At 68.2% G+C, this 12724-nt stretch carries 14 protein-coding genes; 9 read left to right on the forward strand and 5 right to left on the reverse strand.

The window, feature by feature from the left end:
* Window positions 1-221 precede the first annotated feature (221 nt).
* Window positions 222-1070 carry a GntR family transcriptional regulator gene (locus ACIBEA_RS09540; RefSeq protein WP_399259277.1) on the reverse strand — a complete coding sequence of 283 codons (849 nt, stop codon included), beginning with the start codon at window positions 1068-1070 and terminating at the stop codon, window positions 222-224.
* 178 nt (window positions 1071-1248) lie between these two features.
* Here ACIBEA_RS09540 and ACIBEA_RS09545 point away from each other — a divergent pair, with 178 nt between their 5' ends.
* The 6 genes from ACIBEA_RS09545 to ACIBEA_RS09570 all read left to right on the forward strand — a co-directional run bounded on the left by ACIBEA_RS09545 (window position 1249) and on the right by ACIBEA_RS09570 (window position 6878).
* The gene (locus tag ACIBEA_RS09545; RefSeq protein ID WP_399259278.1) at window positions 1249-1575 is read left to right on the forward strand and encodes a hypothetical protein; all 327 of its coding nucleotides are present in this window, start codon (window positions 1249-1251) and stop codon (window positions 1573-1575) included.
* 35 nt (window positions 1576-1610) lie between these two features.
* Window positions 1611-2987 (forward strand): FtsK/SpoIIIE domain-containing protein, encoded by a 1377-nt coding sequence (locus tag ACIBEA_RS09550; protein ID WP_399259534.1) that lies wholly within the window; start codon window positions 1611-1613, stop codon window positions 2985-2987.
* Between the two features lie 39 nt (window positions 2988-3026).
* The gene (locus tag ACIBEA_RS09555; protein ID WP_399259280.1) at window positions 3027-3800 is read left to right on the forward strand and encodes a DUF2637 domain-containing protein; all 774 of its coding nucleotides are present in this window, start codon (window positions 3027-3029) and stop codon (window positions 3798-3800) included.
* A 149-nt stretch (window positions 3801-3949) separates the two neighbouring features.
* Window positions 3950-5395: a replication initiator gene (locus tag ACIBEA_RS09560; RefSeq protein WP_399259281.1), complete on the forward strand. Its 1446-nt coding sequence runs from the start codon at window positions 3950-3952 to the stop codon at window positions 5393-5395.
* Entirely contained in the window at window positions 5395-5619 is a 225-nt protein-coding gene (locus ACIBEA_RS09565; protein ID WP_399259283.1) for a helix-turn-helix domain-containing protein, read from the forward strand. The genes ACIBEA_RS09560 and ACIBEA_RS09565 overlap by 1 nt, the downstream gene beginning before the upstream one ends.
* Window positions 5619-6878 carry a tyrosine-type recombinase/integrase gene (locus tag ACIBEA_RS09570; RefSeq protein WP_399259284.1) on the forward strand — a complete coding sequence of 420 codons (1260 nt, stop codon included), beginning with the start codon at window positions 5619-5621 and terminating at the stop codon, window positions 6876-6878. The genes ACIBEA_RS09565 and ACIBEA_RS09570 overlap by 1 nt, the downstream gene beginning before the upstream one ends.
* A gap of 148 nt (window positions 6879-7026) precedes the next feature.
* Here the strand turns inward: ACIBEA_RS09570 and ACIBEA_RS09575 are convergent, their stop codons facing one another.
* The 3 genes from ACIBEA_RS09575 to ACIBEA_RS09585 form a co-directional block, all read right to left on the reverse strand.
* On the reverse strand, window positions 7027-7368 hold the full coding sequence (locus tag ACIBEA_RS09575; RefSeq protein WP_281205618.1) for a hypothetical protein: 342 nt from the start codon (window positions 7366-7368) through the stop codon (window positions 7027-7029).
* Between the two features lie 1113 nt (window positions 7369-8481).
* Window positions 8482-8712 carry a hypothetical protein gene (locus ACIBEA_RS09580; RefSeq protein WP_399259285.1) on the reverse strand — a complete coding sequence of 77 codons (231 nt, stop codon included), beginning with the start codon at window positions 8710-8712 and terminating at the stop codon, window positions 8482-8484.
* Window positions 8709-8906, reverse strand: coding sequence for a hypothetical protein (locus ACIBEA_RS09585; protein WP_399259286.1), 198 nt, complete (start codon window positions 8904-8906; stop codon window positions 8709-8711). Before ACIBEA_RS09585 ends, ACIBEA_RS09580 begins: the two co-directional genes overlap by 4 nt.
* A 156-nt stretch (window positions 8907-9062) precedes the next feature.
* Between ACIBEA_RS09585 and ACIBEA_RS09590 the strand changes: the two genes are divergently transcribed.
* Window positions 9063-9785 (forward strand): GntR family transcriptional regulator, encoded by a 723-nt coding sequence (locus tag ACIBEA_RS09590; protein WP_399259535.1) that lies wholly within the window; start codon window positions 9063-9065, stop codon window positions 9783-9785.
* 67 nt (window positions 9786-9852) lie between these two features.
* On the opposite strand, the gene ACIBEA_RS09595 is transcribed toward ACIBEA_RS09590, so the two are convergent.
* Window positions 9853-10707: a GntR family transcriptional regulator gene (locus ACIBEA_RS09595; RefSeq protein WP_399259287.1), complete on the reverse strand. Its 855-nt coding sequence runs from the start codon at window positions 10705-10707 to the stop codon at window positions 9853-9855.
* 249 nt (window positions 10708-10956) lie between these two features.
* On the opposite strand from ACIBEA_RS09595, the gene ACIBEA_RS09600 reads away from it, so the two are divergent.
* Window positions 10957-11292, forward strand: coding sequence for a hypothetical protein (locus tag ACIBEA_RS09600; protein ID WP_399259288.1), 336 nt, complete (start codon window positions 10957-10959; stop codon window positions 11290-11292).
* The gene (locus tag ACIBEA_RS09605; protein ID WP_399259289.1) at window positions 11292-12620 is read left to right on the forward strand and encodes an FtsK/SpoIIIE domain-containing protein; all 1329 of its coding nucleotides are present in this window, start codon (window positions 11292-11294) and stop codon (window positions 12618-12620) included. The genes ACIBEA_RS09600 and ACIBEA_RS09605 overlap by 1 nt, the downstream gene beginning before the upstream one ends.
* Window positions 12621-12724: the final 104 nt, after the last annotated feature.

Genomic DNA, 12724 nt, shown 5'->3' on the forward strand with positions numbered 1-12724 from the left:
GGCCTCCCCCCACCAAAACTGGGCGTGTGGGGTGGTGCCCGCCCGGGGCCGGGGCGGCCCCCCCGCAGCCGGGGCGGCGCGGCCGGCCCGCCCCCCCCGGGGGGGGCCGGCCCCCCCCGCGGCCCGCGTCAGCGGGCCGCCTTGATCAAGTAAAGAAACTCTGAACAGCTCACCCAACGTTGACGAATGAGCCCGTAAGCATCCTGGGGTCCGCTGTCGGGTCAGCCGCGCTTCTTCGCCTGGGAGAGCTTCGTCTCCAGCTCCTTGCGAGCGGATGCCGGGTCATCGTGGAGAGGGGGTCCAAGCTGGCCACGGCGGGCTAGTTCCCTGGTGATCTTCCGGCCCTTGCTGACTGCTTCCTGGTACGCCTCGCGTGCTCGGTCGAGCTCGCCGCGATGCTCATCCGCAAGCGTCTTGAGTTCAGAGTCGGAAAGGTGCGCGAACTCGCTGGCAGTGCTCCGAGCCTGCCGTTCGACCTCCTCCCGCAGGAGGGACTGGACAACCCTCGGCTCGTAGCTCTTGCCGGGAGTCGGGGCGGTGCGGACGAAAACCCCGCGGCCCTTGACCGCGTAGATCAGCCCCTCACTCTTCAGCAGGCGCAGAGCGTTCTGGGCGGTGGAGTTGGCGATACCGAACCGCTCTTGCAACTCTCGCGCCGAGGGGAGCTGGCTGCCCGGAGGAAAGATCCCTTCCTTGATCTCCTCCCGCAGGGCGTCCGCGGTCCGCACGAACGGGGGGCGGCTGTCCTCTGCCCTGGCTGAGCGCCACCCGGGGCCGACGGAGTTCTCGTCCGCTCGCCCCTCGACTCCCCGCCCGTCAGCGCCCGCTTCTTCCAGGGGCAGGCAGACATAGCTGCCCCTGCCGAGCACGGAGAAGACCAGCCCCTCCTGCCTGAGGACACGCAGCGCGTTCTGGACCGTGGAGCTGGCGACACCGAAGCGCTCTTGTAGCCGGCGCGCGGAGGGCAGTTGCTCGCCCGGCTTGAGCTCGCCGCTGACGATCGCGGCCCGTAGCACTTCGGCGGCCTGAAGGTATGGGGGCCGTGAGTCCTCGTCCAGGGGCAGTGTCATGGGCCAACCGTACCGTCCGTAGCGCCTACGGCACACGGCCGCGCGACCGACCATATCGCCCGTGCCACCTAATCGAGCGTTGCGTCCGTATCGCCGTAGCGCTAAGGTGATGCCGAGTTGATCAAGCGGCTCCATCGAAAAGGGATGTGATGGCATGGCTGTCCGTATTCGTGTTGGCATGCTGAAGACGGCGGTGTGCGTCGCGGGCACCGAGCCGGTGCTGAAGATCAAGGACCAGCAGACCGGCGAGGTCGCCACCGACCGGGAGACAGGCGAGTCGCTCTACACGGTGACCGTGATGCTCATGGAGGACGGCCGGGCCGAGATCATGAAGATCACGGTCCCGCAGTCGGGCCTGGCGGCCGGGCTCAAGCCGGGGGCGATGGTGCGGCCGGTGGACCTGTTCGCGACCCCGTGGGCGCGGATCTTCAACGGGCAGCTCTCCGACGGCGTCGCCTACCGCGCCGCCCGTCTGGAGCTGGTCGCGGTGGAGGCTGCCCAGTGACCGGCCTCGTCGGCGATCACGCGCCGGAGGTGCTGATGGCCGCAGCGGCGCTGCTGGGAGTGTGGCTGCTGCTGGTCGTGATGAGGTACGCGCGGGCCGATAAGGGCACGCGGGTCAGCATGCGGCAGGCTGTCCGGGTCCGCTGGAGCTGGGTGCGGTTGGCGCGGATGGCGGGTCTGACGGTCACCGACAAGACGCCGAGCCTGTTCGCGCAGATCACCGCGCAGAAGGACGGTGCTGCCCCCGCTCCGCGCGTGCTGACTCCCCGGATCAAGGTGAAGCCGGATCAGTTCGGGGTGATCGTGCGGGCCAAGACCCTGCCGAAGGTCGGGCTGGAGGAGTACCAGAAGTCGGCCCGATTCCTGGCGGATGCCTGGCGGTGCACACGAGTCTCCGTCCTGCCGGACGGCCCCGGCCGGGTGGTGATCCGAGGCGTGCGCTCCGACCCTCTGACCACGCCGACCGAGCACCGGCCCACCGGCAGCCCGCTCACGGACGTGGCGCGCTGGGAGCTGGGGGTGGACGAGTATGCCGCGCAGGTGTGCGTGTCCCTGGCGAACGTGCCGGGGGTGACCGTGGCCGGCACCCCGGGCGCGGGCAAGACCTCGACCGTCAACAAGTTCGTCTGTGACCTCGCGCCGTCTGCGGCGGTGCAGATCGTGGGCTTCGACGGGAAGGTGTCACGGGCCTCTGAGGGCGACTACGCCGACTTGGTCAAGCGGATGTTCGCGTTCTGCGGCGACGACCTGGATGAGGCCAACGCGCTGTTCAAGCGCCTGGTCCAGTTGCGCCGACGGCGGTCGTCGGTGATCCGTGACGTGCTGGGCGTGAAGAACATGTGGCACGTCGGCCCCTCCCGGCTGTGGCCGCTCACGGTGGTGCTCATCGATGAGGCGCACACGTTCTTCCGCGACTACAAGGGCAACGACTCGGAGACCAAGCGGCTGGCCGCGCTGACGGCAGAGAACGCTCGCCTGGTGGAAGACCTGGTCAAGAAGGGCCGCAGCGTCGGGATGCTGGTGATCCTGATCAGTCAGAAGACCACCGGCGACGCCATCCCGACCTTCATCCGTGACGTGTGCCCCATCGGACTGTCCTTCGCGCAAAAGACCGTGGAAGCCGCGGTGGCCGCGCTGGGCGACGACATCCGCAACTGGCCCGACGCCAGCCCGGTCACCTTGCAGGACCCCGCCTACGTCGGCGTCGCCGTCATGGCGATGCAGGGCCGCCCCGGCTACACCCGCATCCGCACCCCGTACGTCTCCGACGCCGACGCGGCCCGCATCGCGGAAGCCACCTCCCACCTGACCGCCAACCCCGCCCTGTGCCTGGACTCGCTCCTCGACTCGATCGGCCGGTCCGCCTCCGGCGACGACGAGTCGGACGGCCCTGTTCCTCTGTCCAAGCTCTGAGCGCCCTTGAAATCCCGCGTCTGAGAGGAGGCTTCGCACATGGCGGAGGAACGTTTCACCCGCCACACCGTGACCGTGGTCATGGCAGTCATCGCGGCCCTGGCCTTCGTCTTCTCCTTCGGCAACGTCTGGGCCCTCGCTCTCCGGCTCAGCGTCCCCCGTCCGATTGCGCCGCTGATCGCCCCGATGGTGGACCTGTCCGTCGTCGGGCTCCTGGTCGCGCTGCGGTTCCTGGCCCTGCGCGGCGTCCCCGCACACGAGTTGAAAGCTGGCACCCGCCTGCTGCACCTGTGCGGGCTACTCACCCTCGCCCTGAACACCGCCGAACCGCTGCTGACCGGCCACTACGGCCGGGCCTGCCTGGACACCGTCGCCCCACTCCTGCTCCTCGGCTGGGGCCGCGTCGGACCCGCCTTCCTGGCTCAGTTCCACACCACAACCCACCCCACCCCGCACCTGGAGGCCACCACCGCGTCCATCCCCGCCCCTGCCCCCGGCACTGAGCCGGAGCCCGACGCGGCCCCTGCTCTGGAGACCGCCACCCCGGACCCTGAGCCGTTCCCCGTCGCCCCGGCCGTTTCTGCCCCGGCCGTCCTGCCCTCCGTGATCGACGCACCAGCACCCGCCCCGGCTGCCATCAAGACGGCCGTCACCGGCTCCCGTCCGTCGCTGCCCCCAGCACTGCTCGACGCAGCCAGGCGCATCGCGGACACCCACGACACGGAACACGGAGCGCCGATCACTGTCGCTCAGCTGGCAACGCGCATGGGCGTCGCCCTGCCGGTGGCCACCGCCGCGCTCGCTCAGCTCTGAGCCTCCCGGCCGCCGGCCGGATCACCCACCTGAACCCAACGCCCACCGATGGGCCCGGTCCGTCATGCCCCGAGCAGCACCAGCACACCCCCTCGCTGGCTGGGTGCTGCTCGGGGCCACCCACCCCGACAGAAGGGACACGCCCCGACATGGTCACCCTGGACCTGCGCCACGTGGCAAGCCCCGCCGTGCGGGACCTGCTCCACCTGGTCTACCGCCCCGACTTCGACCGCGACCAGCAGCAGATCGAACGCCTCGGCGGCTGCACCGAGCCCGTGCGCCTGACCGGCCACACCACCACCGTCGACACCACGACCGGTGAGGTGCTGCGCTCCTACGCCACGTCCGACGAATCCACGGGCAACCTGCTCACTGCGTGCGGCAACCGGCGCTCTTCGCGCTGCCCGGCCTGCTCCCGCGTCTATGCAGCCGACACCTACCACCTCATCCGTGCCGGCCTGACCGGCGGCAAGACCGTGCCCGACACCGTCCGCACCCACCCCCGCGTCTTCGCCACCCTCACCGCCCCCTCCTTCGGCCCCGTCCACAACCGACCCACCAACACGGACGGCGGCACCCGGTCCTGCCGCTGCCGCAAACTCCACGAACCCACGGACACCCTGCTCGGCACCCCGTTGAACCCCACGACCTACGACTACGCGGGCGCGGTCCTGTTCAACGCCCACGCCTCAGCATTGTGGGCCCGCTTCACGATCTACCTGCGCCGCGAGATCGCTGCCCGGCTCGGCCTCACCCAGAAGGCCGCCGGTTCCGTCCTGCGGGTCTCCTTCGCCAAGGTCGCCGAGTACCAGAAGCGCGGCCTGGTCCACTTCCACGCCGTCATCCGGCTCGACGGCCCCAACGGCAGCACCCAGCCTCCACCGCCATCTGCCACCGTCACCCTGCTCGCCGATGCCATCCGGGCTGCTGCCACCCATGTACGTGTAACCGTCGTGTCGGACGCAATCGGGGAACGCGCACTCGCCTGGGGCGAACAGCTCGACGTCCGCGAGATCGCCGCCTTCGGCACCGACGACGAACTGACCGACCAGGCCGTCGCCGCCTACGTGGCCAAGTACGCCACCAAGTCCGCAGACGCCTCCGGCACCCTCGACCGTGCCTTGTACTGCCGCCCCTGCCAGGGACGCGGCGCCACTCTGCTGCCCCACGGAACCCCGCTCCAGTGCACCGCCTGCGACGGCACCGGACAGGCCCGGCCCCTGACCCGGCTCGCGGTCGCCCGTCACGTGCGGCAGATGATCCGCACCTGCTGGGAGTTGGGCAAGCTGCCGGAGTTCGCTGACCTCAAGCTCTGGAAGTGGGCACACATGCTCGGCTTCCGGGGCCACTTCTCGACCAAGTCCCGCTGCTACTCGCTCACCCTCGGCGCGCTGCGCGACGCCCGCCGCGTCTGGCGCACGGAGCAGGCCCGTGCACAGGCCGGCCTGTCCGAGCCTGACCCGACGACAACCCTCGTCGTCGGTCACTGGGCCTACCACGGCTCGGGCTACAGCCCCGGCGCCGGACTCCTCGCAGCCGCCGTCTGGCACCGCAGGGAACTGGAAAGGCAGTTCGTAGCGGAAGGGAGCTGCTGATGACCTCGTACCAGCCCACCGCACCCCACCAGGCGCCGAGTGCGCCTCAGGAACTGCTGACGGTGCCCCAGGTCATGGCCCGCCTCCAGCTCGGCCGCTCAGCCGTCTACGACCTGCTCCGGACCCAGCAGCTTGCCTCGATCACCCTTGGCCGCGCCCGCCGTATCCCCACTCACGCCCTCACCGACTTCATCCGCGCCCGACTCGACCAGGAAGCCGCCTGATGACCACGCCCCGCGATGCCGCTCCCTCCCGCCGCGTCCGTGCCAATGGCGACGGGACGGTCTACCAGCGCAAAGACGGACGCTGGGAAGCCGCGGGCTACGTCCTCGCCCCGGGCAACACCCGCAAGCGCGTCCGTGTCTACGGCACCACGCGCGCGGAAGCCCTGGCCAAGCTCACCGAGAAGATCTCTGCCAGCAACCGCGGCGTCCCCGTTCCATCCGCGCAGGGCAGCGTCAGTGCATACCTGACGTACTGGCTGGAGGCCGTCGCCATCCACCAGCTCCGCGAGAACACCCACACCCGCTACACCACCTGCGTCCACCAGCACCTCATCCCCGGCCTGGGCAAGAAGAAGCTCGCCAAGCTCACAGCCAAGGACATCCGCACCTGGCTCAACCAGCTCCGCACCACCTGCCAGTGCTGCGCCCGCAGCATCGACGCCCGCCGCGATCAGCCCCGTTGCTGCGCCGCCGGAGCGTGCTGCTCCAAGCGGCTCTCCCCGCTGACGCTGGCGTACATCCACTCCGTCCTCAAGTCCGCCTTGGAGCACGCCGTCCGCGAAGAGGAGATCACACGAAACGTGGCCCGCAACGTCCGCATCGGTACACCGCGTCCTCGTCGGTTCGAACCGCTCACGGCCGACGAAGCCCGCCAGTTCCTCGCTGCCGCCCGCGATGACCGCCTATTCGCGCTGTACGACGTCGCCCTCCGCACCGGACTCCGCAAGGGCGAACTCCTCGGCCTCCAGTGGGAAGACCTCGACCTTCAAAATGGCACTGCCAGCATTCGCCGCACCCTCCAGCGCACCCAGACCGGCGGGCTGACCGCCCTGCCCACCAAGACCCGCGCGTCCGAACGGCGCATCGCCCTCCCCAGCGAGTGCGTCCACTCATTCAAGGGACACCGTGAGGTACAAGAAGGAGAACGAGAGGCGGCAGCGGAGGACTGGAGGGACAACGGCCTCGTCTTCAGCACGCCGGCAGGAGGGCCGATCGATCCCGCGAACCTCAATCGCAGCTTCCGCGCCCTCCTCGGTCAGGCAGGGCTCCGCCGGATTCGCTTCCACGACCTACGGCACTCCACCGCCACCCTGCTCCTGGAGCAAGGCGTCGAACTCGTCGTGATCAAGGAACTCCTCGGCCACGCCCACATCGGCGTCACCGCCACCGTCTACGCCCACGTCCGACTCCGCCTCCAGCGCGACGCCATCGGCCTCCTTGGCCGCGCCCTCCAGCGCTCCGACGACGCCACCAGATAGCCCGACGACCGCGGCGAACCGCCGCTCTGTGCAGCACCCGTCCGCTGACGTTGCCGTCAACTACTGCCGTCAGGCACCCCCAGCGCACGCGAGCGGCCCCACCAGAATGAACCTGGTGGGGCCGATCAATTTCCGTTCCTGTTCAGCATCAGGCGGCGGATGCAACACCACGATAGTAATCGGCGGCTTGCTTCAGCGCGAGGGCCAATGCCGGCAGACCTTCAGAGTGGCGCCATTCCCGAGTTGCCTCTTCACAGGCTCGCCAAACTCGAACATATTCGTCATCAAGCTCTGACGACTTGATCACAATGTCATCGAATTCGGCATCGGAGAATTTACGCCTTTCGGCATCCAGGAACCGCTCATTCAATTCCTCGCGCGCGACGAGAAGTTCACCCACTCGACGAAGATGCAATCCGCCGACTCTCGGACTGGCGATAACCTCCGCCAAGACCTTGATGTACTCGGACGGGCCACCTGCTTGACTCACCCTCTGTTCATCCTTCCTCGTAGCACGGCCATCCCTCGACGCCCTTCCGGTAGGTTGACGCCACCAGACCGCAGGATGTCAACACAATAGGTCACGCAGCTATTGTCCATTCCGTCGTATGCTCCGAGGTCCGCATCGATGGTCCTCCCTTGAGCCCCGTACGCGGCTTCTGCGTTCGGCAAGTCGAAGGTAAGACTCCTCGTATTAGGGCCGAGGTCTTCGGGGAACGCCTGCGCACCTGTGGTCGGCAGCCCGTTGTACTGGCCCGGCCTGGCGGGAATTGCATTAATTACCTGTTCGGTAATCTGCGATCGACCGTCGGCCATATCGATTCGAATTATGGCGTGTCCGGTAGGGCCCATATCGGGGTCATACGAAACGGTGGCAGTGCCACCACAGTTATGCACAAGGACCGGGGTGGGGCCTGCGAGCACATAGTACGTGTGCATGCTGAGGTGCTGTCAGCTGCGTCTTTGCAGGTCAGCGGAATTTGGCCAGTCCGTGGGTGTGCGTGGAAGTACCTTGTTGTGCGCCCCTGTTGCCGTCGGCGTTGCCGTCAGACGGCTACGCGCGTGAGGGCGGCGGAGTGGGCTTTGGCCGGTGTCCTGTTCGGGTTGGGGTCGGGCATGGTCAGGGGGCCGTACGCTGGTCGGCAACTCGGGCAGGCTTTGGACCTGCCCGGAATTTGAACGAGTGGCCCCCTGGCCTTGCCCGACGCGGGCCCCGAGCCGAACAGGTGGGTAAAGCCCACGGAGCCGACCGACCCCACCTGCGAGCTGCGCACCAGCCGACTACCAGCTGCTGCCTCGCCGTCGGCCTGATGCTCGTCGTGCGGACGCGTCCGGCTTCCTTTACGCCTCTGGTCATCCGCTGCGCTGTTTCTGCGCGGCCCGGTCGCTGGCCGGCCCGCGGTGGCGGAGCCGAGAGCGGGCCGGGTGGGCGGCCGTGCCGCGCGCGACCCGCGCCAGCGGGTCGCCTTGAAGACGTATAGAAAGTTTGGACGCATCCCTCTTCGGCAGTACGCCGTGGCCATCGGTGGAGGCTCGCGCTGGGGATGCCGCCTCTGGCGTCGGCTTGGCTGGCGTGACTTCGGGTGGACTGCCGTAGCTGCGTCTACTCGGCTCGGGTCACCTGGGCGTGGTCGGTCACGAGGCGTCTGAAGAGGTCGTGGCCGGTGCGTCCGGTGTGGCGAAGGGCCCAGTCTTGTGCGGCCTCTTGCTCATCGTGCGGGCCTGATTCGGCGTTGCAGCCTGCGGTGACGCAGAACGCTTCGTAGGTGATGCCGCCCTCGGGGACGTGCCGGATGGTGTGGGGTACGTGCCGGTACACGGAGCGGGCGGTCACTGGTGGCCCTCGGGGTGACGTCGCATGTAGACGTTGCAGTCGGTCACGGTCGTCACGTCACCGACCACGCGTGCGCGGTCGCGTACGTTGGCCAGTTCGGTACAGCCTGCACAGCCCTCGACGGGTGCCGGGTCCGCATCAAGTCGCAGCGGTAGTTCAACAGGCGCAGTCGTATACCTGGTCGGCTCACTCATGATGCGTCGCCACCCTTCGAACGTCACATGGCTGACCTATTGACAGGTCGGTGCTCTAGTTCAGTATTCGAGTGGCCGAAGCACTCCCGCTACGGTTCGCGGTGCACTAGTGTGCCCTCACTGACAGCACGTCAACTCAATGGAGGGGCACGCCTTATGCCCAGTCCCAAGACGTTCACGAAGATCGCTGATCACTTCCGGGAGCGCATCCTGTCGGGCGAACTCTCGCCGGGAGCCAAGCTTCCGACCAACCGGGAGATCGCCGGACAGTGGCAGGCCGCAGCCGCCACCGTCTCCCGTGCTCTGCAAGCCCTCCAGGTCGAGAACTTCATCCGCACCACCCCCAGGGGTACCTTCGTCGCCGATGACCCAAGGTGGACCCTGTCGGCGCGTGATCGTCTGGCCAGGGTCCAGCGGGTGAAGTCGTTCCTGGCGGAGGGAGAGACCAGCCGAGTGACGGCCGCTGAGCTGATCACCCCGCCGCTGTACGTGGCGGAGATCTTCGACCTGGAGACCGGAGACCAGGTTGTCCGCCGCGAGTGGCTCGCCGGCCGTGGCAAGACTCGGACCGTGTTCGCGGTGACCTGGTATCCGGCGCCGTTCGCCGCCTTGGTCCCCGATCTACTGAACACCGCTCCGGGTCGCAATCACGGACTGTCCGCGCGCGTGCTCGAAGCCACCGGGCGCACGATCACTCACGCCCGTGACGACATGCATGCCCGCCCCGCCGACGCGCGCGAGGCGAGTGCGCTGGGGCTGGCCGTTGGCTCACCGATCCTGGCCGGTGCCCACCGGTGGTCGGACTCAGAAGGGATCATCGAGTACGGGGAATGGTGCCTGCCGCCCCGGTTCACCATCGGCTACGAGTACCAGCCCTGACCGACGAACTCGAAGCGTCCCCGGAAGCACCCGGCCTCCGGGGACACTCACTGTTTGCGCGCCGATCTCAGCCGGTGTCGCCCCGCTCCAGACGCTCGACGCGCTCTTGCAGCTCTTCGATCTGCTCCAGAGCACGTTCAAGCTTGTAGGCCAGGTCCGCGAGCCCGGCCGACGCGGGGAACTCCCGGTCCGGAACAGCTGGCGCCTCGGGCGCGTCGCCTGCCGGTTCCACTCTCACCGGCAGTTCGGTGCCGAACTCGCCGCCGATGATGACGTACTCGAACTCCTGGCGTGACCCGTTCCTCTTTACGTACTTCTTGATCCTGCCCTCCAGCGCAAGGAAGGTCAGCGCCTGGTCCGCGGCTTCGGCGTCGCCGCCGAGCATGTCGACCACCTCGTCCACGGTCACGGTGGCCCCCTTGGCCAGTGAACCGTCTCTGATCTTGCCGACCAACCGGCCGTGGATGACCTGTGTGGCGAAGCCGTGGTCGTCCCAGTCCCGTACGTAGACCTCGTCCCCAGGCACCTCGCCGGGGTAGCGCAGGAAGAAGTTGCCGGCCAGCAGGGCGATTGCATTGGTGACCACGTTGAGCGGCACCGAGTAGTGCTCCGCCAGGACCTCGCGGGCTGGGAGTCTGGCTCCCGGCGCCAGCGTGCCGGAGTAGATCTGCTGCGTGAGATCGCTGGCGACGCGCTCGAAGGCTTCCTCGAAGTCGGCCGACCGCGTCACGAACGTACCGCGCCCCTGGCGGGCGATGACCCAGCCTTCATTGCGCAGGAGCCGGACGGCCTTCTGCACGGTCAGGCTTGATGCCTTGTACTCCTGCATGAGCTGGCTCTGAGTCGGTAGTAGCTGGCCCGGTCGCAGCTTCTCCTCCCGGATCTGCTGCCGCAGGTCGTCCGCGATGCGCTCGAACGTCAAGCGCGCGTCGTCAGCAGGAGGCATGTCCATCCCTGGTCCGGTTTCGAGTCTCACAGGCCGCAGGCGGGCCGTCACCTCTGTGTTCCACCAGCTCAGCCGCCCACGATGTCAGGGTAGCCGCCCGATGGATGGACCTCCTGATGAACAGATGGAATTCAATAGGGATGGACTTCGGATGGAACGAATGTATGGTTACGGCATGCGATCACCCACACGGGTGATTCGCCCCCTCTCACCTGGAGGTTTGCCGTGAAGACCATGCCCATCGACCAGTCCCAGGCGCTGGAGATCCTCGCCTCCGAGCCCCGTCCCAAGTTCAAGGACCGCGAAGGCCGAGAGGCCGCGATCGACCGGGGCACCGGTGCCCAGCTGCACGAGGTGGACGTGATGTTCGCGTTCAACGGCCGCGCCGAAGTGATCACCGTCAAAGTTCCCGAGCCCGGTCTCGGCAAGGGCCTCAAGGTCGGCATGCCGGTCATCTTCACCGGCCTGGTCGCCTCGGCCTGGGAGAACGAGATCAACGGCAAGGACCGGCACGGCATCTCGCTCCGCGCGGACGCCATCACCGTGAGGACGGCCGCCTGATGCCGGCGAACGCCCTCAGTACGGGGTCGCTACTGGTCGCATGTCTCGGCGTGCTGGGCATGCTCGCCTGGGCCGGGTTCCGCTTCGCCCGCTGGTACCGAGCCGACGGCGAGACCCGTATCAGCCTCCGTCAGGCGCGGCGGATCCGATGGGGCTGGAAGCGCCTGGCCCCGATGCTGGACCTGGCGGTCAAAGACGCCACGCCCACCGTGCTCCAGCAGCTCAGCCCGCAGGACCTGCCAGCGAAGCCGAGGGTGCTGGCGCCGCGCCTACACACCCAAGCCGACCCGTTCGGCGTCACCGTCACCGCGGATGCCCTCCCGCAGGTGGGGTTGAGCGCCTGGCAGGACGCGAACGAGGGCTTGTGCGACGCGTGGGGGATGCGGCGCATCCGGATCTCCCAGCCCAAGCCCGGAGTAATCGTGGCACGCGGATTCCGGCGCGAACCACTGGAGGCCGTGATCCGCTCACCGCTGCTCGGCCCCGACGGGTCCCCGATCTGCCGTCCGGGACAGTTCGCCTCCACGGACGACGTGCTGCTGGGCTGGGACGAAGACGGCACCCCCATCGTGCTGAACCTCGCCCACTCCGCACACGCCCTCGTCGCCGGCCTCACCCGCTCCGGAAAGTCGATCACCGTCAACACCCTGCTCGCCTACGCATCCCTCATGCGGGACGTGCGGCTAATCGTGATCGACCCCAACCTCGGCGCGGTCGCACCCTGGTGGCGTACTGCCTACAAGGTCTCCGACGCCATACACCCCGACGAGCCGACCGAGATCCTGCGGTGGGTGCGCGAGGAGATGCAGCGCCGGGAGCGGCTGTTCTGGTCAGGCCGTACCGACCGCATCACCGAATTCAGCCCCGAGCTGCCGCTGCTGCTCGTGATGATCGACGAGGTGGCGAACTACACCCGGCACCCGGACCGCAAGGCCCGCGAACGCTTCGAGGCCGAGCTGCTGGCCATCGCCAGCCAGGGCGCCAAGTTCGGCATCCGGCTGTGGCTGCTCACCCAGAAGCCCTCCGCCGACGTGCTCACCACTGCCGTGCGTACCAACCTGTCCGCCCGAATCTGCCACCGCGTCGACACGATCGAGGACTTCCTGCACCTCTTCCCCGACGGCCGGGAACTGGACATCACCGCCGCCGACCGCACCATGCCCCAGGGCGTGTCCATCGCCTCCGTCGGCGACATGCGCACCCCGGTCCGGCTGCGCTCGGTCTACCTGCCCACCGAAGCCTGCTGGCAGATCAACGACCTGATGTGCGCCGAAGGGCTCAAGGTCCGCGACCTGCCCGCCTCTATCGACCTGGACAAGGCCGCGTGACCGCCGCCTCCTGGTCCCGCTTCGCAGTGATCCCCGGCAAGGGCGTGTAGTCGCCAAACCCTCGCCCTTGCCGGGGCCTCCCTCCCTTACCCGTCCACGGCACA

This window comes from Streptomyces sp. NPDC051555 (assembly GCF_044454405.1).
Taxonomy (GTDB): domain Bacteria; phylum Actinomycetota; class Actinomycetes; order Streptomycetales; family Streptomycetaceae; genus Streptomyces.

Coding starts and splice junctions, on each gene's coding strand:
- ACIBEA_RS09540 (WP_399259277.1), bottom strand. CDS start 1,070: ATGACACTGCCCCTGGACGAGGACTCACGGCCCCCATACCTTCAGGCC.
- ACIBEA_RS09590 (WP_399259535.1), top strand. CDS start 9,063: ATGCCCAGTCCCAAGACGTTCACGAAGATCGCTGATCACTTCCGGGAG.
- ACIBEA_RS09605 (WP_399259289.1), top strand. CDS start 11,292: ATGCCGGCGAACGCCCTCAGTACGGGGTCGCTACTGGTCGCATGTCTC.
- ACIBEA_RS09550 (WP_399259534.1), top strand. CDS start 1,611: ATGGCCGCAGCGGCGCTGCTGGGAGTGTGGCTGCTGCTGGTCGTGATG.
- ACIBEA_RS09565 (WP_399259283.1), top strand. CDS start 5,395: ATGACCTCGTACCAGCCCACCGCACCCCACCAGGCGCCGAGTGCGCCT.
- ACIBEA_RS09560 (WP_399259281.1), top strand. CDS start 3,950: ATGGTCACCCTGGACCTGCGCCACGTGGCAAGCCCCGCCGTGCGGGAC.
- ACIBEA_RS09555 (WP_399259280.1), top strand. CDS start 3,027: ATGGCGGAGGAACGTTTCACCCGCCACACCGTGACCGTGGTCATGGCA.
- ACIBEA_RS09585 (WP_399259286.1), bottom strand. CDS start 8,906: ATGAGTGAGCCGACCAGGTATACGACTGCGCCTGTTGAACTACCGCTG.
- ACIBEA_RS09545 (WP_399259278.1), top strand. CDS start 1,249: ATGCTGAAGACGGCGGTGTGCGTCGCGGGCACCGAGCCGGTGCTGAAG.
- ACIBEA_RS09570 (WP_399259284.1), top strand. CDS start 5,619: ATGACCACGCCCCGCGATGCCGCTCCCTCCCGCCGCGTCCGTGCCAAT.